This window comes from Gammaproteobacteria bacterium (assembly GCA_014075255.1).
Lineage (GTDB): Bacteria > Pseudomonadota > Gammaproteobacteria > UBA4575 > UBA4575 > JABDMD01.
Genome location: CP046178.1, coordinates 361,634 through 385,454, shown reverse-complemented (window position 1 = coordinate 385,454; position 23,821 = coordinate 361,634). Strand labels below are relative to the sequence as shown.

The window sequence follows — 23,821 nt, the reverse complement described above, 5'->3', positions numbered from 1 at the left end:
CATAGCTACCAATAAATCTAAGCCTTAACAGGTTGATTCAATAATTCCCTTAATCCTTCTTCTAAACCATGCTTAGCGGTTACATTAAGTGATTGTTGCAATGTATTTACCATTGCTGCGGAATGTTTGATATCCCCTTCTCTTTCAGGCCCAAATGTTTTATCGCAAGTGTGTCCGGCAATTTTTTCCAACACTTCAATTAATTCTAGCAAAGTAACTGTCGAACCTGTCGCCACATTTACAGCACCCTGATAGTCACAGCCTAGCGCAGCTACATTAGCTCTTGCCACATCATTTACATAAATGAAATCACGTGTTTGAGAACCGTCACCATTAATAGTTAAGGCTCGATTGGCTAACACCGCATCTGCAAACAATGCAATTACGCCCGCATAAGGTGATTTTGGATCTTGTCTTGGGCCAAACACATTAAAAAAGCGCATGCCGCAAGAAGATGTATCGTAAAGATCTTTAAACAACTTTACATATAACTCGTTTATTTGTTTTTCTAAACCGTACGGTGATTCCGGGCCTAGCGGTTCTGCTTCACTTAAAGGCAAGGTCTTTGGGTTTCCGTAGGTAGCCGCGGATGATGCATATACAAATCGTTTAGCTTTATTCTTCTTGATCGCGTTGAGTACATTGATAAAACCGAGAATGTTATGAGTAGCTGAATCTACAGGGTCTTCAAGTGATTTCACTACAGAAACTTGTGCGGCTAAATGCAAACAATGGGTTACCCCATCAGCTGCTTCTGCTACTGCCGAGGCATCACGTATATCTCCATCAACGATTTCTAATAAAGGATGAAATTCAGGCAGGTTTTCACGATGACCAGATGAGAAGTTATCCAGCACTACCACGCGTTGTTCTTGCTCAAGTAGTTGATCTACCGTATGCGAGCCAATAAAACCAGCACCACCGGTTACAAGATATTTATTCATGACATATCACTATTTTTATTGTCTGAGTTATAATTATTGGAATTATCAGATAATTATAGCGTCTTATATATATAGGGAATGCGATCTAGTCACGATCTCATCCGAATTTACGTTAATTTCAGCTTATATTTTCATCTTTGCCACAATTCCCTACAATTGCTCACCTCAACAACCGTTAACAATTTTTATGACTTTTTTAGTAACTGAATCCTGTATCAAGTGCAAATATACTGATTGCGTAGAGGTCTGCCCGGTCGACTGCTTTCATGAAGGCCCCAATATGCTGGTCATTGATCCCGAAGAGTGCATTGACTGTGCCATGTGCGAAACTGAGTGCCCGGTTGAAGCGATAGTGAGTGAAGATGACCTAGCAGAAGATCAGCATGATTTTCTTGAGATTAATGAAAGGTTTTCTGCCAAGTGGCCAGTGATAACCAGTATAAAACCCGCCCCCGATGATGCAAAAGATTGGGAAACTGTCGAAAATAAACGCGATTACTTAGAAGAATAATTTAAATGAATCATAAAGAAGCTCTGATTTCTCTTGACCAGTTTACTCCTGCAAAAACGGCATACATTCCTTTCGTGGACATAAAACGAACCAAAAAATACCGTGAATGCAGTGGGTATGTTTATACACATGAACACTTTGAGACCATTTATTAATAAAGCATCTAGATAAATCAGAATTTCATTCACTTTTGTACGCACTCAACAACATACATCTTGTTCACTATAGCAATAACCTACTGGATATCATCAGTAAAGAAATTGCAAAACAAGCAACACATTTGTTTCCCGACCTACGCAAAGTCACTGTATTTTTACCCAATCAACTATCACAAAGTATACTGCGCGAAATAATTCTCAAAGAAGCCGTAAAGCAAGGCCACGATGCAGTATTACCACCGACGTTAACCACAATACACCAATGGGTCCGTAGCAAACATGAAATAAACAAGCCGGTTTTAGCTCAGTATGCACGTGAATTGATTTTAGTTGATGCCATTAAGCAACAACCTGATTTATTCTCCAGTGCAAACCCATGGGGTATAGCTAACGAACTCTTATCACTATTCGATGCAATGTTATTAAATGACATTGAGCCTATAGAATTTAATACATACTACCAAGGTGAAAACCAAGATATTTCTCGTGCTCTTTTACACGAATCTGATCTAGTAAAAGTATTATGGGAAGCTTGGTTAAATCAAACTACTGATGAAAATTACATTGATCCCACTCAAGCCTATGCCAATGCCTTAAAGAGTATAAATATTTCAGAGGAAAATATATTTTATTGTGTAGGATTAGATCAGTTATCTAAACTTGAATGCGATTTTCTAAATAGAATTGAAAAACAATGCACATTATTATTTTTTGCTTATGCGAGTAACTCAGATTGCTCTGTGCGAACCAATTATTGGTTAAAAAAGTACATTAACCCTGACACCCAATTAGAATTCAAACAGAATAATGAAAGCACCCCATATTCTATACTGCTCGACGAAGTTTTTGCAGATAGTTCACTTAACATTAAACAACGAGCAGAAATTTTTGCAGGTTCGCAACCTGATTCATTGGGTGATCATTTAAGCACCTATAAAAGCAATAACTTCGAGCATCATACAAAAGCCATAGATGTTCAAATTCGTATTTGGGTTAATGAAAACAAACATAATATTGGTATTGTTACTACAGATCGTAAGTTAGTACGAAGATTGCGCGCAGTTCTTGAACACGCCAACATTACTGTAAACGATGCTGCAGGCTGGGCCTTAGCTACAACCAGTGCTGCTGTAGTAGTAGAATGGTGGCTACAATTAATAGAAGAAAGATATCCTGCCAAACAACTATTAGCGCTTGCTACTTCTCCCTTCTTTCCTGTCGAAGACAGTGATTTACATGAGCAAGCCATTAATTTTTTTGAAAAAGAAGTTATCCTTGCGTTCAATCTGCATAGTGGCATCCATCGTTATCGTAGCGCCATTGAGAAAGTTCAGGCCAAGAATCAAACAGTAGATGCTTGCATTTTTGACTACCTAATAGAGCTAATCGATAGATTTGAAACCAGTGCGCAATTGCTAGCAAAGTTGCATAGTCATAAAACCTATCCATTACATCGATTTATAAATGAGCTGTTAAATAGCCTAAAGCCAATAGGCCTTTACACCACACTAAGCAATGATGATGCTGGAAAGCAGATTATCAATTTATTTGAAGATCAGGTTACTCATTTTAAATTAGTCGATAACAAACTAAGTTGGTCTGAATCTAGACGTTTTATGTCTAGAATATTTGATCAGCAAAACTACAAGCCGCCTATTCCTCAATTAATTAACCAGGCTAGCGTAACATTTTGCAGTCTGGAACAAAGTCGCCTGCAACAGTTTGACGCACTAATAATCGCCTCAGTAGATAAAAATAATTTTCCTGGTACTAATAATAATTACGTGTTTTTTAACGAACAGGTCCGTACCGAACTAAACATTCCTACCTGGCGTGATGATCATGCGCGACATTTACACCAATTTCGCTGTTTACTCGATGCTGCAGACCAAATACTAATAACCGTACAAACTGAGAAAAATGGAGAAATAATGACTCCTTCTCCATGGCTAGAAGCCATCGAAACGTTTTACTACATGGCATATGGAAAGCATTTAACTAATACCAACTTGCAACATTTAACAGAACAAGACTCCACTACTGTTAAAAAACGATCAGAAATTCCATTTCCAGCACAATCAATACAACCTGGGCCTGTATTATTACCAGAAATTAAACCAGACAGTATTTCAATTTCTCAATACCAAAGTCTGATTGACTGCCCTTATCAATACTTTGTCTTAAGCTGCTTAAAACTATCTCAAACAAATGAACTTAAAGAAGAATTAAGCAAAGCAGATTTTGGAAGCTTAGTACATCAAAGCATTCATGCTTTTTTCAGCAATTTATCTTCTATTCCCGGCCCTTTTAATAAGACTGTTACTACACATAATCGCAAAGAAGCCGAAGACACATTATGTTCGATTAGCAAACAAGTATTCGCCCAATCTTCTGACAATGAATCTGATGAGAATTTTAATAACAAATTATGGCTGCAACGCTGGTTAAATTTAGTCCCAAAATTCATAGAATGGGAAAGTAAACGACAAGCAAATTACCTTCCGAAGGATCACGAAATTTCCAAGAAATATAATATCGATGAGACGTCACAAATTCATGGCAGACTTGATCGAGTAGACAGATCTTCAGAGGGTTATGCCATTATTGATTATAAAACTGGAATTACACCGACCAAGAAAAGTATTATTGCAGGTGAACAAGTGCAATTACCTATGTATGCACTATTAAATGAAGGCAACACAAATGAGAAAACAACACAGGTTGAATTTGTCGCAATAGGTGACAACAATACCGTTAAAAGCATAGCTGTAATTAAAGATAATGAACTTGATAATCTAAAAAACGAACATCTTCATCGCTTACAGTCATTCTTTAAGAGTCTACAACAAGACATCCCGCTTACAGCTCTTGCAAACAACGATACTTGCGAAAGATGCGATGCTTTTGGTGTTTGCAGGAAAAGTTTTTGGGATCACTGAGTACTGAAATAAGTAGTTATATGAAAATAAATGTATTAGCAATATTACTGTTAGTTTTTGCTCTCTTTACATGCAGCGACTCATCTAAAAATCTAAGTCCGCTATCAAGTGATGCAACAATACTTGCTTTTGGCGACAGCCTAACCTACGGCACAGGCGCAAATAAAGGAGAAGACTACCCTGCACTATTATCCAAATTGGCAAACATTACTGTAATTAATGCTGGAGTACCTGGAGAAATTAGCAGTAAAGGTTTAGAACGTTTACCAAAAATACTCGATGAACATAAGCCCGACCTACTCATTCTTATTCATGGTGGGAATGACATCTTAAAAAAACTTTCTCGCATTGAGCAAAAAAGTAATTTATCAGCAATGATTGAGTCAGCAAAAACAAGAAATATAGAAGTTGCCATGCTCGGTGTACCTGAACCAGGTATTTTTCTAAAGAGTTCTGAACTTTATGAAGAAATTGCCAATGAAACTAACATTCCAATCGAACTTTCGCTACTGCCTGATATTCTAGGTGATAACTCACTAAAATCAGATTTTGCACACCCTAATGCAGACGGCTATCAACTATTAGCAGAGGGAATTTTTGAGTTTCTTGAGGATTATGATGCGTTATAGTTTATGCAGCTGAAGCAAGAATGAATTTCACTATAAGTATCATTCCGATGATAAATAATATCGTCAACACTAATCCAACGATTATAAATTGCGCAGGACTACCATGTTGGAAATCACGCTTGCGGTTTTTATCACTCTGCACACCAAAAAAGCTGGCAAGTACGCTTTTTACGACGTCAATAAACGATGGCTTTCCGTCTCCCACATGCTTTCCTCATAAGTTGGAAAAACCTATTCAAGACGATTAGCAATACTAATGATCTATACCATTAGTAATTACTTTGCACAGCCACTCACCTCAATTTGCACGTCATCAAAATACACTTCGTCTGTGTTGCCCAATGTTGAAGAGGAAATAAAACGAATCCGAGTATTACTGGATATAAATTTACTTATATCTTGACTGAATGTTAGATAACTTGAGTCGTCTGCAGGCCCTTCGATACGATCAATTTCATCCCAAGTGCTACCACCATTTGAAGATACTTCAATACTTACATAGTCATTTAAATTATCGAGAGAAGCTCTGCTAAATAATAAATTCAACGTAGCACTCGTATAAGATGATAAATCTGCTTCACGCTCAACACCTTCGCCACCACTGTCATTATCACGCACACGCAATACGAAATCTCTCCCTAAATCACTGCGCACCTGTTCATCCCCAGAAGTTGCTCCGTTGCTTTCGTTTATTTCCAACCAGTCAGTAGACCAATTTAATGTACCGTTATTACCTGAATAACTCCTCGCATTAAATTCGTCAAGAAAATAACCAGAACAACTTGGCTCGGGAGGTGGTTCGCCGCCCCCGCCCCCGCTACCTTTTTCTATGGCAAGCGCTGCTATATCCGTATCGCTAAGTACGCTGTCAAAAATACGGACATTATCGAGCAAACCACCATAAAGACGATCAGCATTCAAATCCTGTCGCGCTCCAAGATAAATATCAGTTGTCGGGTTAAAAGCATCGCTACCCCGCGAATCCGAGTTCTGCAGCACACCATCGAGATATACATTAGCTCCCTTCCCATTTGCAACTGTTAACGTATAGGTGTGCCAGAAATCATCTTTTATGATACTGCTGACATCAAATTCCAAAGCGGTATTATTAAGGGTGTCATTCTCATCACGAATCACGGTGCGTAATATATTGGGATCAGTGCCATGTGCGTCTTCGTTAAGAAAAACATTGAGACTGCTGACACCATTTATATCGCCATGGCTGTACATATATTGAAACAACGAACCTGAATTGTCATCTATCTTAAAGCCGAATGACACAGTGAAATCTGTGCCAAATGCAAAATCGGGCACTAAGACATAATCATTTATCTCATCAAAACCCAACGCGCCATTTTCTTGTCCACTGACATTCCACACTGGACCATTGAATAATGTACCATCATGCCCACTTATTGAATCAACAGCGATAGCGCCACTGGTTTCATCTAGCTTCCAATGTGCAACAGGGTTTGCAGAGGGTATATTTGCAAGTTCGTCAATTTCCTCTTGGGTTAGTGCACGGTTATAAAGACGCACATCATCTAACAATCCTTCCCATGGTTTGTTTTCCCAATTGCTATTGCCAATCGTAATGTCAGCGGTATTTTCGTTTAACGACGCAATTGCTGGTTCGCTTAATTCTAACGCGCCATCAACGTAGATATGCACTTCTTCGGTCACACTATCGTATGAAGTGGCAAGGTGGTACCACTGATTGGTATTAAAAATTGTGTCGGGTGTATAAATTGCTCCACCAATGCCAACATACAAATAACCACCAGACAAAGCCATCCAATAGGAATCGTTCTGCCCGATTTGTTCCTTACTAATCACTCGCTGGGTCGATGACATAAATGCTGATTGATTGAATACCCAAGCTGACATCGTCAGCGCCTCTGTAAGCGACAACGTGTCATCATGTGGGACAACTATTTGGTCATTTGATCCATCAAAATCTAAAGCACCGTCGATGCGACCCCCAGCTTCCCAAACTGGACCGTTAACCAGCTCTCCATCGTGACCACCTACCGAATCCAATGCCTTGACGCCACTGGTTTCATCTAGTTTCCAATGAGCGATGGGCTCATTGGATGGTGGAAGCGCACACGGTCCCACGCCACACTCACATCTATAAGTAATCGTGAATTTTGGATGCAAACTTGAATCAGCCGCATCACTACTGTGGAATTTCTTTTGTTATTGCCTGAAGCAGACGGAGACAAAAGTATCATTCCATAATTAGGGTAATCACTTGTCACCCACGCTTGTGCAAGACTAGTTATATCTAACGAATTCCATCCTGCCCCATTCGGTGTAAACGCACCGGCAATATTTGCATCGTAATCACCACCTGGAGTACTCCAGGAATTTATTCCATTATAGTCATTCCACGTAACACCATCTTCTGTCCATGCACGTGTAAGTGCGTGCGCTTCTATTTCATCATTTGCACCGCTACTACTATGCATATACATTTCCAATACAGCCGAATCCAATTTCGCAGTTGATGGTATTGATGAAAGATCAAACTGAAATAATATACGATAATTTTTATTCGTCTCAGAATCAATTTTTAAATCTTTATCCGTTTCTTTATTGTGATCTTGATGACCTGAGTCACCTTCAATAAAACTATCTATTCCCTCGCTACCCGGTTGCAATAATATGGTTTGAGTATTGGGATTAAAAACTTGCATATTGTTTCCAGTAATAGTGTGCGTCACACCATTGGAGAGCGTTCCAGTTGCCGCAATAGTAACTGGTGAATCATTAGTTGGTGTATAGGTTGCAGTATATGAATTAGCACCAAGCGATGTAGCAGGAAGTGAATACCCTGTACACCCGCTATCATCAGCTACCCATGTAGCATGCTCTAAAGCAGCTTGCGCAAGATACACTACTTCAGTTTTCTCATTTTGTGATGCCACATTATTTGTATTCATCGCGCTTTGACTATTTATAAGCAGTGCAATGCTTGCAATGACGGTAATTATGATTACAACCGGTAATAACGCAAAACCGTGTTGTATTTTTATGCTCTTAAGTGTTATATCAAAGTGGATCATTGCGCTGCACCCACACGAACACGTGCGTTTAAACTGACCACCTCACCATCAGGTGGAGAGAGTTCTAAAGTTATATCTACTAGCTGTGCACGATCACCCGCGGACATGGGCACACGTTCAAATCGGAGTAGCGTTACATTTTCTGCAATGGTTGATTCAACATAGTCCCTCCCGTCAACTGTACCGCTAGTGTTTGCATCCCACGGGACCGCAATGCGTTCAATCAACGCACCATTATTTAAATAATAAACAAGTGGGTCTAACCAATCTTCGTCAACATTGCCGTCTTCATCATCATCATTTACATCACCTTCATCCACTTGAGTGTCACCATCATCATCTACCCCCACAACTCCAGGCGCACCATCGCCATTCATATCTGCACTAGAATCTTCATCTATACTTCCATCGCCGTCATCATCCATACCGTTGATAGGATCTTCACTTTGTGCAAGATCATTACTTTCATCATCATCACCCGCAGGTGAAAATATAAAGTCTTTAGTACCGTTTCCATCATCATCAAAATCACGAATACCCGCCTTACCATCTTTCTGAGAATCTGCAGGCAAGTCTTCGTCGTAACGACCATCGTTATCGTTGTCAGCATCAGGCACTCCATTACTATCCAAATCTGAATCAAGCGGTAAAGACACCGCAAGCACCGCTGTTGCTAACGTACTTCCGGTTTCAGGCGGTGAAGCTGGTATGGTTTGTTCACGAACATTTTCACGATACGTCGTGACAACATTGTCGCCTAATGGAATAAGCAATTTCCTGGTTGATGTCACTGCTTTCGTCATACGCTGCATGGCATAGTCAGCCGCTTGAACTGAGTCGTTGCGTGTTTGTGTGGCACTATTTGCCTCAAGTGCTTGACCTATAACTCCATCCATTGCCGCAATCAGTAATGCTGCGATTACCATCGCAACCAACATTTCGATAAGCGTGAAGCCTTTTTTATTTATTATTAACATCGTTAACTTGTTACAAAAATAACTAACTTAACGACTCGTAACGGATTCAAAAATCTGAGCACTACCCTCTATTTCAACGCGCACCCACATCAAACCATCATCCACCCCGGTAAATGCATCTGCATCTGCATCGGCGTTATCGCCATCGTAACCAAATAAAAAAACTAAACGTCTATCAGTTGTACCGCCGGCATCTGAAAAACTTGTTGGAACCGTTGCACTAGCCGCTGCGGCTGCAGCTGTTTCTAATGCGCTGTAAGGTTGTGCTAAAACCTCCTCCATTTTACTGAGCAGTTGAAAATGCTGTGTGGATAAAGATTGATGCACTTCAGAACCTGCCAATGCCCCTTCCATGGATTCAAGTGCAGGCATAAGAGTAATTGCAATCAAAAAGGTTGCGACGATAATCTCTATATATGAAAAGCCATCTTGTAAGCGCTTAACATAAAATATGTAGCCAACACGTTTCACTGGCTGGTTACTCTACCGTTGTAAGGTTGCACACTTACATTATATGTATGCACTCCTTTAGCTAATTCAACAACACCGTTGTTAAGTTGATATGTAGTTCCTGTGTTTGAGTCAAACCAAACTGGAGTGCCATTTGCATCAAACAACAAAGATTTACGTCGCACCGAATCAGTAAATAAAAATGGCTCTGTTGAATTTACAATACTAACGTTGATTAAATTAAAATCTGTATTTAAATTATAATCATATGGATTTTTATTTATAGGATGGTATGCAATAAATTCTTGGCCCACTGGAATAACCGTTAAATCTGCTTTGTAAATTGTTATTTGTTTACTTGCACGATTTATATCTACCCCATAAGTTTCTCCCGTGCGTAAGGCTTCACTGCGAGCAAAACGAATTGCAGCCACAATTTCATTCTTAGCCAAATCAAGTTGATAGGTATCGTTAGAAGTAAAAGAAGGAAGTGCCATTACTGCAAAAGTTGCCATGATTGACACTACAATCATGGTATCTAGTAGAGTAAAGCCTTTGCTACCCTGCGATTTCATAAAAACAATTAAACCCCAGCATATTCTGCCAGGGAAAATTAACGATTAGTTATCTGCAATAAATTCACCGGTGACGGTGTCGTAGCGCCAACCACCTGCTGCTGCTGAAGCAAGTCCTAATACGCCTGCACTCACCACAACAATAGTATTACTGCTGCCTTCGGGGTTATCTGGAATCGCTCCTTTTAGATAAGGTCCGTATTTGAAGGTAGCGTCCTTACCGGTACAGGCAAGTCCATCGTCATTGGTATAGCGTGAGAGTTGTGCGATTAGCGCTTCTTGACTATTCGCGGCACCGGTGCCTACGGCTGCACCACTTCCACAGGTAGCACCGGTAGCAATATTGGCACCAGGGTATTCACCGTGTTCTTGATAATAGAATTCAATGGATGAACGTAAGTTGGCTAAATTGGATTGCAAGGCTGCCGCCTTTGCATCATTAGTGCTGGCAGAAAACTGCGGCACAATAATTGCCGCTAAGATCGCTAATATAATCACAACAATTAAAAGCTCCACAAGTGTGAATCCTTTCGCTTGTTTTACTTTTGATAAATACATTTTAAAATTCCCTCTCAATTAATATTAAATATTTGTATGCAAACCTTTACTTTTAGGTTATCGGCAGTTGAGCGAGGTCTTTAAATGACTCAGTTCACATAATTGATAAATGCTAGTAATTTAGCTATAACTGGCACCAGCAGATAATAATTATGTTGTATATATGGAAAATTTCCTTATTTTCAGTAATTTACATATACATGTAAATCATAGCAGTGATAGTGAATGAGCTTGTTTGGTTAGTGAACTGCTCGAGACAAAGAGAAAATTGGCAAAATTAATGAACTGACAATAATGCCCACTAAACCACCCATTAATAACAGCATAATCGGCTCTGCGAGCTTAGATAAGGTTTGTAAATATTTTAATAACTCAGTCTCGTAATGATCTGCTATTTTTCCCATTACTATAGGTAAATTACCGGTCTCTTCGCCGGTAGTTATCATTTGCTTTACTAGCGGTGGAATAAAATTTACTTGTGCAAAGCCACTGCTGATACCACTACCTTCTTGTACTTTTAGCTCTACATCACACAAAAATTTTTGATAAAGCTTATTTTGCACAGTATTTTTACAGTCTGCTAAGGTATCCATAACACTCACACCGTTAGCCAATGACAAACTCATAACGCGCAAAGACTGAACTAGATACAACTGTGTAAACACACTCTTTATAACTGGAAAAGATAATTTAAAATTATCAACAAACACTCTGCCTGACTTACTACTAATCCACTTACCCACTAGTATTATTAAACTTGCGAATACTGCGATGATAATCATCCAATGATTAGTTAAAGCTCCGCTCATCCACATGAGTGATTTTGTAGTGACTGGCAATGTATCGTGTATTTTTGCAAACATATCCGCAAACTTTGGGAATACAAACGTTAGTATAAATATCACTACACCAAGAGAAAATAATCCCAAGATACAAGGATACGATACTGCTGAAATTAACGTATTCCTTAACTTTTCTCGTCGCTCCTCCATATCCAGTATCTGTTGCAATACATCCCCCATGAATCCACCTTCTTCACTCGCAGATATCAAATTTACCTGTGTTGATGTAAAGACATTGGGATATTTTGACAAGGCATAGGAAAACGATTTGCCTTCATCAATGGTAGAAATCAATTCACTAATTAGATTTTTTACAGCTGGCTTTTCAATTTGTTTTTGTAAAGCAGATAATCCTGCGTACAATGGAGTCCCAGTCTGTAGCAACAATTGAATTTGCTGAAATAGAAAAATCCTATCTTTCGATGAAACTTTTTTAGCAGAAAATAGCGTTAATTTTTTCTGCCACGGATTGTTTTGTTGATCAACGACTTTATCTGCAGTTGATGGTCTTATTTCGATAGGCATAGAAGTTTACTCAACCAGTATTAACCACACGAGTTACTTCTTCAATCGTGGTTACACCTTCACGAACTTGATCTAAACCATCCGAAAATAACGTTTTGACATGATTCTTTTTAATATAATCATCTAATTGATCACGACTTGGGTTTGTTATAATTAGTTGCTGCAATTCTGCATCCGTTTTCAATGCTTCGTAAATACCGATGCGTCCCCTATATCCAGAGTCATAACATTCAGCACACCCTCTGCCACGATGAAGTCTTACTGCTTCTTTTTCTGACCATCCATATCGCTTAACAAGTTCAGGTGGAGCCAAAGAACTCGTTTTACATGCAGGACATATCACTCGAACTAAACGTTGTGCTACAACACCAATCATCGCTGAGGACAAAAGGTAGGGCTCTATTCCCATATCTATCATGCGATTAACAGCTCCCACACTATCATTAGTATGTAATGTCGATAAAACAAGGTGACCTGTGAGCGCTGCTTGTACTGCAATTTCTGCTGTTTCGCGTTCGCGTATCTCACCTACCATGACTACGTCTGGATCTTGTCGCAATACATGCTTTAACACTTTTGCAAAGGTTAAGCCGATTTTAGGCTTCACTTCATTTTGATTAACAATATCAACTTGGTACTCAACTGGTTCTTCAATCGTTACAATATTTTTCTCAATAGAGTTTAAGTAATTTATTGCTGCATATAAGCTAGTAGTTTTTCCGCTGCCTGTTGGTCCAGTAACCAGCAATAATCCATAACTACTGTCTAACAAATTAGTAAATACATCGAGCGACTGTTTACTCATACCTAATTTATTAACATCAAGGATTGCTTGATTCTTATCTAATACACGTAATACTATTTTTTCTCCATATAATCCTGGCAATGAGCTAAATCGCAAATCAACTGAGCGACCTTGAGTTTGCACTTGTATTCGACCGTCTTGAGGTAGTCTACGTTCTGATATATCTAGATTAGCCATGACTTTTAATCTCGAAACTAAAGCGGGATGTAATTCAGCCTTTGGCGCCATAACTTCATATAGCAAACCATCGATACGAAATCGAACACGTGATTTACCTCGTGCGGGCTCTATATGAATATCACTGGCATGATCTTGAACCGCACGTTGAATAATTGAATTAATTAAATTAATTACTGGACTGGCTGCAGCAACCTCATCAATAGCCGCATAGTCATGATCAAGTTGGTTATCGATGACTTCAAAATCTTCTTCTAATTCTCCAATAAATTCAGATGCAAGATTACCATTTGAATAAGCTTCGTTTATGTTCTCAAGAATATCTTCACGTCTAGCAAGGATTGGTCGTACACGACACCCTAATCGTTCTTCTATTTCATTAAAACTTGGAACCGCTTGAGCATCTGCAGTGGCTAAAGAAAGTTCGTCTCTTATTTTGAATAGTGGAAGTACTTTTAAACGTTTTGCTACACTCTTATCTAACAAACTTACCACTTCCAGGTCATATAGATCTGCTCTTAAACGAATATATGGAACCGATAATTGCTCGGATAGAGCTTTCAAAATATCTTGTTCGGTAACCCATCCACGGTCTACAATAACTTGCCCAAGCTTTTTTCCAGTAGCGTCTTGTAATTTCAAGCCCTCTTCTATTTGTGCCGCTGTAATGATTCCTTTTGCCAATAAAATGTCGCCCAATCTTACATTTTCTTTGAAATCAGGCTGAATTGCTGAAATGGTAGTTTCCTGGCCATCTGTTTTTAAAATACCAATTACATTTTTAAAACCAGTAATTTGGAAAGCCTCTAGTATTTTGTCTTTAACATTTGCAAGCTTAATACTCCCGCCCACTTTAGTTAACTCATCTTGTGTATCGAGCAATACTTCTAACGCTTCACTATTAATGAGCGAGGTGGTTATTAGATCAACGACTATATGGTTTTCATTTTGATTAATACAGTCTGCCACAATCGCTTTAAACTTTTCTATTGATTCTCCCACAAGTTTTGAACGAGGCGCAAGATATGTCATAGCTCCCACGCGACTGCGCATAATCTCTTGAGTAATATATTCTTCTGCAGCGCTCATAATTAATTAACTATTAATTTCGCAGGTATAGAGAAAGGCATTGATCAAACATGAAAAATATTTAACTAACAAAACGCAATTTTTCGAGTTGCAGACTATTCAACTGCTCAGAAAGTGGAATCGGTTTACCAACACCGTATCCTTGAGCATAATTAATACCGATATCTTTAATACAACGTATGATGTCTTCGTTTTCAACAAATTCTGCAATCGTTTCCAGCCCACGAACTTGGCTAACTTGATTGATCGCCCTAACAATCTCATGTGTGAATGGATCATCGACAATACCTTTGATAAACGACCCATCGATTTTAAGATAATCAACTGGTAAATTTTTCAAATATGCAAATGAGCTTAAACCAGAGCCAAAATCATCCAAGGCAAACCGAAACCCTTGATCTCTAAGAATACCCATAAGATGCTTTGCATCTTGTAAATTATTAACTGCGACAGTTTCAGTGACTTCAAAACATATTATTTCAGGTGAAACCTGGTACTTATCTGATAATGAGGTAATTAAATCTACTATATTAGGCTCATTCATAGATTGGCCAGATAAATTTATAGTCCAAATGTAATCGAATACGTTTGATTGCGTTGAGGCCTCCATAAGCAGCTTAAAGCTATTCTCGATGACCCATGCATCCACGTTTGGCATGAGTCGAAATCTCTCTGCAGCAGGAAGGAATTTTATGGGTGGAACAATACTGCCGTCTTCATTCTTCATGCGTAGTAATATTTCAAAATGCAGTGTGTTCGACGAATTATCAATAGGTTGAATTAATTGACAAAATAATTCTAATCCATTTTCAACAAGCGCTTTCTGAAGCCTTCTAACCCAATGCACCTCTCCTTTTCGACGTTGCAACTGAGTATCGCCTGATTGATACACTTGCACTAAATTACGACCTTGCTCTTTGGCTACGTTCACCGCTAGCTCTGCAGCTGCAAAAATACTTTGTATACTTTCACAATCTGCATTCATTTCTGCCACACCAATACAAGCAGATGTTTCATAACTCTGATCATCCCAAGAAAAGCCCATCTCCTGAATTGCTAATCTAATATTATCAGCAATACTACAGCCCATCTCTAATGAGCATGAATCAAGCAACACTCCATATTTATCACCCGTCAAACGTGCAACAGAATCAGTATCTCTAATTTTTTCACGTATCTGCTTACCTACATCAACGATTAACTGATCTCCTGCTTTTGTGTCTGCTGTATCATTTACAACTTTTACCCCATCGATATCTATATGCAATATGCAGAAGGTTTTTCCTTCAGACTGTGCTGTATTAAGTGCAGATTCAAGCAAATACTCAAAGCCATTTCTTTTTAGCAACCCAGTAAGACTGTCATAGTTAGCCATAGTCACTTTAGCGGCTTTTCTCGCCATAGTTTCTAACAAATTTCGATCACTATTAGAAAAGTCTCGTGCATAATTTGGATTCAATGTAACAAGCATTCCACTTACTTCTTCGTTAGTAATCAGTATTGGGCTACATGCTATTTTATAAGGTACATCTGGTATTAATGAATCTCGTAACGCATCAGATAAATCATTCATCACCAAACTTTTCCCATTTTCTTCCAACCATGGAAATAAGTTATTTTTTACCTGTAGTAACATGGAATGAACATAATGAATTGTGTATTTAGTATTATGATGAAATATAGTTAAATCTTCTCTTGGCATAATTAAAACCGCCATTGCAACATCTAAATAATCTGTGCAATTTTGAACAAGATTTTGCAAAACTTCAGGACCATTAACTAATCCACTAGATTGGTCATCCGTATCATATACAAGGTTTAATTCTTCATACCTTTCTTCTAATTCATATGCCATCGAACTCAACTCTGATAAAAGCGCTCTCTCTTTACTTACAAGTGAGGCAATGAGTTCTAAGCTTTCTTCATCTGTTTTATTTTTTTTATTTTTATTGCTATCTGATTTAACAATGATAGAAAGTCCTCCACATGGTCTATCTGCTAAATCAAATAACACGATATGATAAAGTGATTCGCTATTTACAGATGACCGAAAATATATTTGATCAGAATTATCTAGATTACGTTTTATGTTTTTATGTAATTCACCTGTTACTTCATTAATCGATTCCTTGTATGACTGCACGTTTAACCAGAATACGTTACCATTCGCATCACAAGCGGAAAATGCCTGTATATTTGAATTTAAATGCGTAATCAGTTGACTAAATTTAATATAATCAATTTCTTTTAGTGGATTTTTCACGCTACCAACCCGAATTTATTTCTATAGTCATCTAGCAATTTAATCAATTTTCGAATACTTACAGGTTTTTCGAGAAACATTGTATGTTGAATATCTCTCGTCCATTCTCGATGTTCTATTTCTGTTTTAGAGGTAAGCACTAGTATTGGAAACTTTCTGTCAGGCATCTCTTCATCAATTTTTTTACACAAATCTCTTCCATTCATACGTGGCATATCAATATCTGTAATTAGAAAGTCTGGTAATTTTTCTTTTAATTTATCTAGCGCTTGCTCGCCATTAAATGCCGAAACTACTTTATATCCGTTTTTCTCTAATGCTAGCGTCATAACTCTAACCACATGAGGCTCATCATCAACAATTAAAATATTTTTCATGTTTAAACTGCCCTTTCTAGCATTGAAGAATTATTTTCTAATATAATCGTAAACTCTGATCCTTCTCCTATTACACTTTGCAATTTAAGTTTACCGTGATGCAAATTGATAATATCTTTAGCAAGAGAAAGACCTAATCCATGGCCAGTACGCTCCCTCACATTTTCATCATTAGAGCGATAAAATTTTTCAAAGATTTGATGCTGCTCGTTGGCATCAATACCAATTCCAGTGTCGCGCACTCTAATATGAATTGAATTATCGACTTGCTCTGCAGACAGAGTTACTGTTCCAGTTATATCGCTATATTTAATAGCATTCGTTAGTAAATTGTTAATTGCAATGCGTAGCAAATCTTTGTCAACATATAATGACGAAATTTCATTTGGCACATCAAATATAAATTCTAAATTTTTAGAACGGCCGCTTCTTTTTATAGTTTCAAATACATCTTTTAACAAGTCACGTAATTTAACATGCTGCCTCTCGGGATTTAAGCTACCCATTTCTATCTTTGTAATACTCAACAGATTGTTAATAAGCATAGATATCCGCTCCACCTCATCATGAATCACATTAATTGCTTCAGTACGAAACTCAACAGATTGTCCCTCCTCTCGCTGTAATGTTTCGCTATACATCGCAAGCACATTGAGTGGAGTTTTTAGCTCATGTGCTACATGCGCTACAAACTCTCCGCGAGCATTTTTTGCAAAACTCTCTTCAGTAACATCTTGAAACAGTACTAAAGTTCCATACACGTGTTTAGTGTCTTTAGGCGAAAATAAGGGATACGCTTTTATAGCAATACGGCTATCAGTAGAATGTTCGGGTGTAAATTCCAGTTTTTCAGAAGGATAATTTGATGTAGGATTATTTTTTATTTTTTTAATATATTTTATTGCATTTGAATCAGCTAACCAATTTTCAATGTCACTATTTATAATTGTATCTACTGGTACATTCAGCAAGCTTGATACTTTAGAATTCACAAAGCTGACATTACCCGACTCATCAAACACCATAACGGCCTCTGGCAATGCTTGAAGTACACTTTCTATTTTTGATTGTTTGTAAGTCAGTAGTTTTGATGACGTTACTAAATCACTTTTATTCGTTTCTAATTCTAATATTCTCGATTTCGCGAGACTAACAAAATCATTAAATTTGTGAATAAACTCTGACAACTCACCACTCGCTTGTATTTGGACTTGTTCAAAATTACCTTTATTAACCAAATCATTTATTTTGTTCCCTGCGGCTTTTAATGGTCTAATTTCTCGTTTAATCAAATAGAGAAATAACGCTGCAATCAAAAATATTGGTAGCGAAATTGATGCTAAGAACGGAATTTCACTTGCAGTTAATCCATATTTTGGCTCATAGAATCCTAGCCTCACGTAACCAAGTAGCGCCCCCTTTTCTATAAGGGGCGAATGAAATTCTATAATTTTCTTACCATCACCTTCTAATGTAAGTCTTTTCTCTGCTAACCAGCTACTCGGATCTGCAGGTGGCTTTAGCTTTGGGATAATAATTCCTGGTACAGCAGCACTTGTAATTAATAATCCTGTCTTATCAACTATTGCACCGTATGCAAAATTTTGATCATTTTCATTGTATTTTATAAGTTCTAAGGTTCCTCGGTGACCGTCATTTGGAACCAGTTGGTAATAAGGTATTTCAGATATTAATCGAACCAGATCTATACCTTGTGTGCGAATTTGTGCAATACGAGAGCTATGCAAATGATTAAATATCAAATAAACAATAGAAGCTGCAGCAAACAATGAAGCTAGTATTACCATAAGCCCCATACGTTGACTTACCCAAGCAGACATATTATTTGAATTATTTTTAGTCATTTTATTTAATAACATCCATTACTATAACTAGCGGGGTTTGCTGGATGTCGCGAACTGCAGGTAGATGAAATTATAGGAGTATTTTCTGTTGGTTTTATAACAGCAACATCAGCAGACTTTTCATCAATCTCATTAGTAGATGAATCATCTTTAAAGCTTTTATCAGTTTTTACATTGATATCAGTAGCTCTATTTTCCAGCTCACTCTCGATTCTAAGAGCACGCGCTTTCTCAGCATTATTGATGATATTATTATGATCATCGACAATATGCGGTGTAATCATTACAACCGTCTCAGTATTTAAACTGCTATCTGACTTATTAGAAAAAACACGCCCTAGCAAAGGTATATCTCCCAATACTGGAACACCTTGCTTACTTTGATCTAAGCTGCGCCGAATCAAACCACCAATAAATACTGTTTGCCCATCTTCAACTAGCATTTGAGTTGATACTTCGGTTGTCACTTGGCTTGGAATTCCATCTTCAACACGGCCAGTGCTTACTTCTGGATGAATCGTGAGCATGATTCGGCCTTGCCCATCAACAGATGGTAGTACTCGCAAAATCACGCCTGACTCTAAGAACTCAATGGTTTCACTGGTGATTTGATTAATCGTTGTCGTAACTCGAAAGCCTAATCTGTCACCAATAATTACTTCTGCCTCTTGGTCTTCAAGAGCTAATAATTTTGGTGTGGATAATGTACGCAATCTTCCTCTAGTAAACAGTGTGTCTAATGCCACTTCAATATTTGGAGTAACCAAGTCAAAAAATAATCCCGGTGATAACGAATTTGATAACCCCCTTGTTCCTGCTGCGCCTGTTCCTCCATCCGAGCTAAAGATTTTCGTCCAATCTAATCCAAATGATTCAGTATCTCGCAGTGAAATCTCTAATATTTTAGCTTCGATAAATATTTGTTTTGGCTGTTGGTCTATCTCAGCTAATATAGTTTCGATTCGTCTAACAAATGAAGGCAAATCTTCAACAATAAGCATTCTACGTTGAGCTAGATTGGTGATCTTTCCATATTCCGACAAATATGTTTCTAATATTTGTTCTACAACACTTGTATCTGAATATTCGACTTTAAAAGCTCGTAACTCTGTTAACCCACTTCTCGCATACTTTCCGCTTTCTTCACGCTTAATAATAAAAAAGCTGCCATTTCGATATTCAACTGCATATCCCGCAGCATCAGCAATGGATAATATTGCTTGTCTAATGGTTACATTATATAAGTTAACGGATATTTCACCCGAAACATCCTTAGCTAACACAATATTTACACGTTCTTTAATAGAGAGCATCTCCATTGCTTCTGATATTTCAACATCATGGAAAGTCAAAGATATTTTTTTAGATTCTTGCGCTGATACATTTGCTATTAATGAAGCTATTATGCATAACGCAAAGACGTGAACTATCCTATAGAGACACTTTATGTAATTATTTTTATTCATTTTAATTTTTTATGCGCTTCACTCACGTGTAGAGTTATTTCTTTACCATTTCTAACCAAAGTTGCTGAGCCTTCCCCAATGGAAATCATTTCGTAACCTCTTATCTTATCCCCCACGAAAAGCATTAAACCATCAATATTTGCAATCGAATTTTGACTTGAGGATAAAGTTGCTCGCAAGCTGTCTTCTGATAATGTAGAACTTTCTTCTGGCACTTTTCTTTGCTTGGTCGAATCATCGCTCACAAACCCTGGATTTATAAATGGGTTTTTTTTAATAACTGAGTTTCTTTAACTTCAGCGTATCCATACCCACATAATGAGTAACTCACGATTGCCAATAAGGTAAAGAACTTAACCTTCATTCTAGAGACCCTTATATGACGCTATGGTTAATTTCATTAACAGTATTGAGTTATTGTCATTATTATTAATTGTGTTTAGCTCCAAACTTTTTATCACAATAAAACCCAACTGAGCTCTTAGCTCATGTAGCCACTTATACAAGTCAAAATATCCTCCTGAAAGTTGTACATTAAATAATATTTCTTGAAACATCTGTATTTGATTGCCTTGAACAGGCTTTACTCCTATTAAGTTGATATCGTGATTCCATGAAATATTGTGCAATTCGCCAATAATGAATGCCTCCATTTTCTTTTCAGGCAAATCAGCCATATCACCTCTCAAGTTGTGCTTAATTTCTTTTACCTCTTGAGCTAACTTCAGCTGTTGTTCATCCAATTTATCTTTATTAGAAACCAATTCTTTCATTTCATTTCGTGTCATTAATCCTGTTTTTATATCCTTAATTTGCGGCCAAATACCATATGCAGACGAAGCAGCAACTAGCAGAAAAATCGACCCAACCATCATCAGTAAAAATGTTTTTTGATTTAATTGATTTAAGACTTGCATGATTAACTTATTTTATTTTCCAGGTTAACCGTTATAGCCAAATTAAAATTTACAGACTTTGTCTTGTTTCTTTTATTTGAAGAAGTTTCAAGTACTTTTGCATCTAATATTTCTGACTGATCTAACAAATTATTTACAAAAGATGACAATGTAGAATGATTAGAAGCTTGGCCTGAAATTAGCATCTTTGTGCCAATCGCCAACGATTGTTTTTCCTGATCTGAGGTTACAATTAAGAAATAACCCGTATTAACTAAATTTTCTTCTTCTACCTCTATCTCAGTACGTTGAAATTTCATACTTGTAAACCATATGTCTACATCCTGAATGGCAACATCGATAGCAACAAACAAGTCTTCAGCATCTACAGCGCTTCTTAATCCACTTAACAAAGCCCACTGATAAATTAATTCTTTCTTTTCTCCACGTAGCAGCCTGAGATTATCACGTTGCTGTGAAGTAATTTCTTTAATTTTGGATAATTTTATTATCTCTAAATTTGTTTCATTTTTTACATGCTCTAATGCTCCATAAGCAACACTTACCACAATAAACACACATAAAATAATGAACCCAAATAACTTAAGAGCGTGTAGCTTCCATACATGCTCGCGATATACTGTAGGAATCAAATCTATCTCACTCATTGTTTACCAACCCTTTTAGTGCCAAGCCTGTAGCAATTGCCATATCCGGTGTAGACATTTCTTCAAATATTTCTTGCGAACTAGCATTACGAAAGGATGCTAAAGGGTCAGATAAAGATTGAACGGATATGTTTAATTTTTTATCTAGATAATCATCCACACCTTTTATATGCGCAAGACTGCCTAAAAGAAATATATTGGTTATCGACTCACCTTGGTTTTCTGATGCTGCAAATATAAGTATTCTATTAATTTCATCTATTAACTCTGAGAATATCGGCTTCGCGATATCGAGTAGTGTTTTAGTGACATCTTCATCTATGTATGTAGATTGAGGAGAGCTTGAATTTGAATCTGAACCTGAACCTGAGCTAGACCCATTTCCAATCTCAAAACCATGCTTATGCATAAGTCCCAGTGTTGCTTCATGGGGCATCTCTAAAACATTAGACATCTTTTCAACAAGTGCCTTAACGCCAAAATTAATTTGATGATCAAATAATAATCTTCGTCCTGAAGTAACCGTCAAATAACTCTTATCATTGCCGAAGTTTATTACTAAGACGTTTTGATAATTCTGCTTTTGATGTATTGAATACACCAAACGCTTAATAGCTGCTGGCCTTATCTCTAAAGCTTCTACATGCAAACCTGAATTGCGCAACAATTCTAAATATGAAATCACTAAATCTTGTTTAACGAGTGCAACAAGCGCCAGTTGCTCACCATGCTTATCATCAGATCGAACGGGTAAATAATCGATTACATATTGAGATAGATCTTCGTCTATACGGCCTTGTAATGCTTGTAAGATCGATTCACTGTCGTCACTATTCTTAGACTTTGTATAGTTAATCGAATATATTCGCACATCACTTGATGGCATAGATGAAATAATATTTTTCCCTTTAAATCCATGTTCTTTTATAACTTGATGCAATATTGGGCGAAGATTTTTTGGAGAAGACAATAATTCTTCACGTGATTTTTCATACTTGATTGAACAACATGATCTTAGCCCCACTTTTCCATTAATCATGGTTCCTAATTGAACTAAATTAATGTTATCAATCGAAAAGTCGACACCTATAAGACCCGTTTCTGTCCATGGAACAGAAGTTTGAACACGACGAGAAAATGATTGCAAAGAAATCATGTTTAATAATTAATGTCGTCCTTAACATGCATGCCCGTACTAACTCTATTTGGGGTGTTAAGCGATTAGTTATCTGCAATAAATTCACCGGTGACAGTATCGTATCGCCAGCCACCTGCTGCTGCAGATGCAAGACCTAATACGCCTGCACTCACCACCACAATGGTGTTGCTCGTGCCTTCAGGGTTATCTGGAATTGCACCTTTTAAATAGGGCCCGTATTTGAAAGTGGCATCTTTACCTGTACACGCAAGTCCTGCGTCATTGGTATAACGAGTGAGTTGAGCAATGAGCGCTTCTTGACTATTCGCAGCACCGGTACCTACGGCAGCACCGCTTCCACAGGTCGCACCAGTGGCGATATTTGCACCAGGATATTCACCATGCTCTTGATAATAAAATTCAATGGATGAACGCAAGTTTGCTAAATTTGATTGCAAAGCTGCAGCCTTTGCATCATTAGTGCTAGCTGAAAACTGTGGCACAATAATCGCGGCTAAGATCGCTAATATGATCACTACAATTAAAAGTTCCACAAGGGTGAAGCCTTTTGTTGTATTAGATAGTTGAATATCCATTTGTCAATTTCCTCTAATTGTTATCTTTGCATGCACAGCTAGAAGAGGTATCGACACATACCTTACAATCTTTATACAAACGGACTAAATTCTAGAGTGAACGCAACAAATAACACTACACATGGCGCTTATTAAAGAATAATTAATTTGGGAATTTTCGATTAAGGATTCGATCTAAAATTGAATATTCAATTCATTAATTTAGTGCCATTTATTCCTATAAATAGACCTTTTATACATCTAACCAGACAAATAGATCATCCTGGTTACAAAGTCACTTTATGTAACTAAATATTCTAATAAAA

General features: G+C 37.6%; 22 protein-coding genes. 3 read left to right on the top strand and 19 right to left on the bottom strand.

Going from position 1 to position 23,821, the window contains the following annotated elements; genetic code table 11:
* Nucleotides 1-17: 17 nt before the first annotated feature.
* Nucleotides 18-944 (bottom strand): NAD-dependent epimerase/dehydratase family protein, encoded by a 927-nt coding sequence (locus GKR92_01920; GenBank protein QMU60520.1) that lies wholly within the window; start codon nt 942-944, stop codon nt 18-20.
* Between the two features lie 187 nt (nt 945-1,131).
* Here GKR92_01920 and GKR92_01915 point away from each other — a divergent pair, with 187 nt between their 5' ends.
* The 3 genes from GKR92_01915 to GKR92_01905 all read left to right on the top strand — a co-directional run bounded on the left by GKR92_01915 (nt 1,132) and on the right by GKR92_01905 (nt 5,181).
* Nucleotides 1,132-1,455 carry a DUF3470 domain-containing protein gene (locus GKR92_01915; protein QMU60519.1) on the top strand — a complete coding sequence of 108 codons (324 nt, stop codon included), beginning with the start codon at nt 1,132-1,134 and terminating at the stop codon, nt 1,453-1,455.
* A gap of 190 nt (nt 1,456-1,645) precedes the next feature.
* Nucleotides 1,646-4,552, top strand: coding sequence for a hypothetical protein (locus GKR92_01910; protein QMU60518.1), 2,907 nt, complete (start codon nt 1,646-1,648; stop codon nt 4,550-4,552).
* Between the two features lie 20 nt (nt 4,553-4,572).
* Complete coding sequence (locus GKR92_01905) at nt 4,573-5,181, top strand: arylesterase (GenBank protein ID QMU60517.1); 609 nt, start codon at nt 4,573-4,575, stop codon at nt 5,179-5,181.
* A gap of 1 nt (nt 5,182) precedes the next feature.
* Here GKR92_01905 and GKR92_01900 read toward each other — a convergent pair whose 3' ends face one another.
* The 18 genes from GKR92_01900 to GKR92_01815 form a co-directional block, all read right to left on the bottom strand.
* The gene (locus GKR92_01900) at nt 5,183-5,386 is read right to left on the bottom strand and encodes a DUF2970 domain-containing protein (GenBank protein QMU60516.1); all 204 of its coding nucleotides are present in this window, start codon (nt 5,384-5,386) and stop codon (nt 5,183-5,185) included.
* 71 nt (nt 5,387-5,457) lie between these two features.
* The gene (locus tag GKR92_01895) at nt 5,458-7,341 is read right to left on the bottom strand and encodes a hypothetical protein (protein QMU60515.1); all 1,884 of its coding nucleotides are present in this window, start codon (nt 7,339-7,341) and stop codon (nt 5,458-5,460) included.
* Nucleotides 7,245-8,249, bottom strand: a complete 1,005-nt coding sequence (locus tag GKR92_01890; GenBank protein ID QMU60514.1) for a DNRLRE domain-containing protein — start codon at nt 8,247-8,249, stop codon at nt 7,245-7,247. Before GKR92_01890 ends, GKR92_01895 begins: the two co-directional genes overlap by 97 nt.
* A complete protein-coding gene (locus GKR92_01885; protein QMU60513.1) occupies nt 8,246-9,226 on the bottom strand; it encodes a prepilin-type N-terminal cleavage/methylation domain-containing protein in 981 nt (326 codons plus the stop codon). The genes GKR92_01890 and GKR92_01885 overlap by 4 nt, the downstream gene beginning before the upstream one ends.
* Before the next feature lie 27 nt (nt 9,227-9,253).
* The gene (locus tag GKR92_01880; protein ID QMU60512.1) at nt 9,254-9,697 is read right to left on the bottom strand and encodes a hypothetical protein; all 444 of its coding nucleotides are present in this window, start codon (nt 9,695-9,697) and stop codon (nt 9,254-9,256) included.
* On the bottom strand, nt 9,694-10,251 hold the full coding sequence (locus GKR92_01875; GenBank protein ID QMU60511.1) for a hypothetical protein: 558 nt from the start codon (nt 10,249-10,251) through the stop codon (nt 9,694-9,696). The genes GKR92_01880 and GKR92_01875 overlap by 4 nt, the downstream gene beginning before the upstream one ends.
* Before the next feature lie 45 nt (nt 10,252-10,296).
* Nucleotides 10,297-10,809: a prepilin-type N-terminal cleavage/methylation domain-containing protein gene (locus GKR92_01870; protein ID QMU60510.1), complete on the bottom strand. Its 513-nt coding sequence runs from the start codon at nt 10,807-10,809 to the stop codon at nt 10,297-10,299.
* Nucleotides 10,810-11,048: 239 nt separating this feature from the next.
* Nucleotides 11,049-12,176 (bottom strand): hypothetical protein, encoded by a 1,128-nt coding sequence (locus tag GKR92_01865; GenBank protein ID QMU60509.1) that lies wholly within the window; start codon nt 12,174-12,176, stop codon nt 11,049-11,051.
* A gap of 10 nt (nt 12,177-12,186) precedes the next feature.
* Nucleotides 12,187-14,247: an STAS domain-containing protein gene (locus tag GKR92_01860; GenBank protein QMU60508.1), complete on the bottom strand. Its 2,061-nt coding sequence runs from the start codon at nt 14,245-14,247 to the stop codon at nt 12,187-12,189.
* Between the two features lie 61 nt (nt 14,248-14,308).
* The gene (locus GKR92_01855; protein QMU60507.1) at nt 14,309-16,510 is read right to left on the bottom strand and encodes an EAL domain-containing protein; all 2,202 of its coding nucleotides are present in this window, start codon (nt 16,508-16,510) and stop codon (nt 14,309-14,311) included.
* Nucleotides 16,507-16,887, bottom strand: coding sequence for a response regulator (locus GKR92_01850; GenBank protein QMU60506.1), 381 nt, complete (start codon nt 16,885-16,887; stop codon nt 16,507-16,509). The genes GKR92_01855 and GKR92_01850 overlap by 4 nt, the downstream gene beginning before the upstream one ends.
* Nucleotides 16,888-16,889: 2 nt before the next feature.
* Complete coding sequence (locus GKR92_01845) at nt 16,890-18,767, bottom strand: hypothetical protein (protein QMU60505.1); 1,878 nt, start codon at nt 18,765-18,767, stop codon at nt 16,890-16,892.
* The gene (locus GKR92_01840) at nt 18,758-20,218 is read right to left on the bottom strand and encodes a hypothetical protein (GenBank protein QMU60504.1); all 1,461 of its coding nucleotides are present in this window, start codon (nt 20,216-20,218) and stop codon (nt 18,758-18,760) included. Before GKR92_01840 ends, GKR92_01845 begins: the two co-directional genes overlap by 10 nt.
* Nucleotides 20,215-20,463 (bottom strand): hypothetical protein, encoded by a 249-nt coding sequence (locus GKR92_01835; GenBank protein ID QMU60503.1) that lies wholly within the window; start codon nt 20,461-20,463, stop codon nt 20,215-20,217. Before GKR92_01835 ends, GKR92_01840 begins: the two co-directional genes overlap by 4 nt.
* 120 nt (nt 20,464-20,583) lie before the next feature.
* On the bottom strand, nt 20,584-21,135 hold the full coding sequence (gene pilO / locus GKR92_01830) for a type 4a pilus biogenesis protein PilO (protein QMU60502.1): 552 nt from the start codon (nt 21,133-21,135) through the stop codon (nt 20,584-20,586).
* A gap of 2 nt (nt 21,136-21,137) precedes the next feature.
* On the bottom strand, nt 21,138-21,782 hold the full coding sequence (locus GKR92_01825) for a hypothetical protein (protein ID QMU60501.1): 645 nt from the start codon (nt 21,780-21,782) through the stop codon (nt 21,138-21,140).
* Complete coding sequence (locus tag GKR92_01820) at nt 21,775-22,938, bottom strand: hypothetical protein (protein ID QMU60500.1); 1,164 nt, start codon at nt 22,936-22,938, stop codon at nt 21,775-21,777. The genes GKR92_01825 and GKR92_01820 overlap by 8 nt, the downstream gene beginning before the upstream one ends.
* Nucleotides 22,939-23,003: 65 nt before the next feature.
* Nucleotides 23,004-23,516 (bottom strand): prepilin-type N-terminal cleavage/methylation domain-containing protein, encoded by a 513-nt coding sequence (locus tag GKR92_01815; GenBank protein ID QMU60499.1) that lies wholly within the window; start codon nt 23,514-23,516, stop codon nt 23,004-23,006.
* Nucleotides 23,517-23,821: the final 305 nt, after the last annotated feature.

Excerpts from the sequence above, each read along its gene's own strand:
- GKR92_01915 (QMU60519.1), top strand. The coding sequence starts at position 1,132 with ATGACTTTTTTAGTAACTGAATCCTGTATCAAGTGCAAATATACTGAT.
- GKR92_01820 (QMU60500.1), bottom strand. The coding sequence starts at position 22,938 with ATGATTTCTTTGCAATCATTTTCTCGTCGTGTTCAAACTTCTGTTCCA.
- GKR92_01885 (QMU60513.1), bottom strand. The coding sequence starts at position 9,226 with ATGTTAATAATAAATAAAAAAGGCTTCACGCTTATCGAAATGTTGGTT.
- pilO (QMU60502.1), bottom strand. The coding sequence starts at position 21,135 with ATGCAAGTCTTAAATCAATTAAATCAAAAAACATTTTTACTGATGATG.
- GKR92_01875 (QMU60511.1), bottom strand. The coding sequence starts at position 10,251 with ATGAAATCGCAGGGTAGCAAAGGCTTTACTCTACTAGATACCATGATT.
- GKR92_01850 (QMU60506.1), bottom strand. The coding sequence starts at position 16,887 with ATGAAAAATATTTTAATTGTTGATGATGAGCCTCATGTGGTTAGAGTT.
- GKR92_01865 (QMU60509.1), bottom strand. The coding sequence starts at position 12,176 with ATGCCTATCGAAATAAGACCATCAACTGCAGATAAAGTCGTTGATCAA.
- GKR92_01860 (QMU60508.1), bottom strand. The coding sequence starts at position 14,247 with ATGAGCGCTGCAGAAGAATATATTACTCAAGAGATTATGCGCAGTCGC.
- GKR92_01905 (QMU60517.1), top strand. The coding sequence starts at position 4,573 with ATGAAAATAAATGTATTAGCAATATTACTGTTAGTTTTTGCTCTCTTT.
- GKR92_01840 (QMU60504.1), bottom strand. The coding sequence starts at position 20,218 with ATGAATAAAAATAATTACATAAAGTGTCTCTATAGGATAGTTCACGTC.
- GKR92_01920 (QMU60520.1), bottom strand. The coding sequence starts at position 944 with ATGAATAAATATCTTGTAACCGGTGGTGCTGGTTTTATTGGCTCGCAT.
- GKR92_01870 (QMU60510.1), bottom strand. The coding sequence starts at position 10,809 with ATGTATTTATCAAAAGTAAAACAAGCGAAAGGATTCACACTTGTGGAG.
- GKR92_01825 (QMU60501.1), bottom strand. The coding sequence starts at position 21,782 with ATGAGTGAGATAGATTTGATTCCTACAGTATATCGCGAGCATGTATGG.
- GKR92_01890 (QMU60514.1), bottom strand. The coding sequence starts at position 8,249 with ATGATCCACTTTGATATAACACTTAAGAGCATAAAAATACAACACGGT.
- GKR92_01845 (QMU60505.1), bottom strand. The coding sequence starts at position 18,767 with ATGTTATTAAATAAAATGACTAAAAATAATTCAAATAATATGTCTGCT.
- GKR92_01815 (QMU60499.1), bottom strand. The coding sequence starts at position 23,516 with ATGGATATTCAACTATCTAATACAACAAAAGGCTTCACCCTTGTGGAA.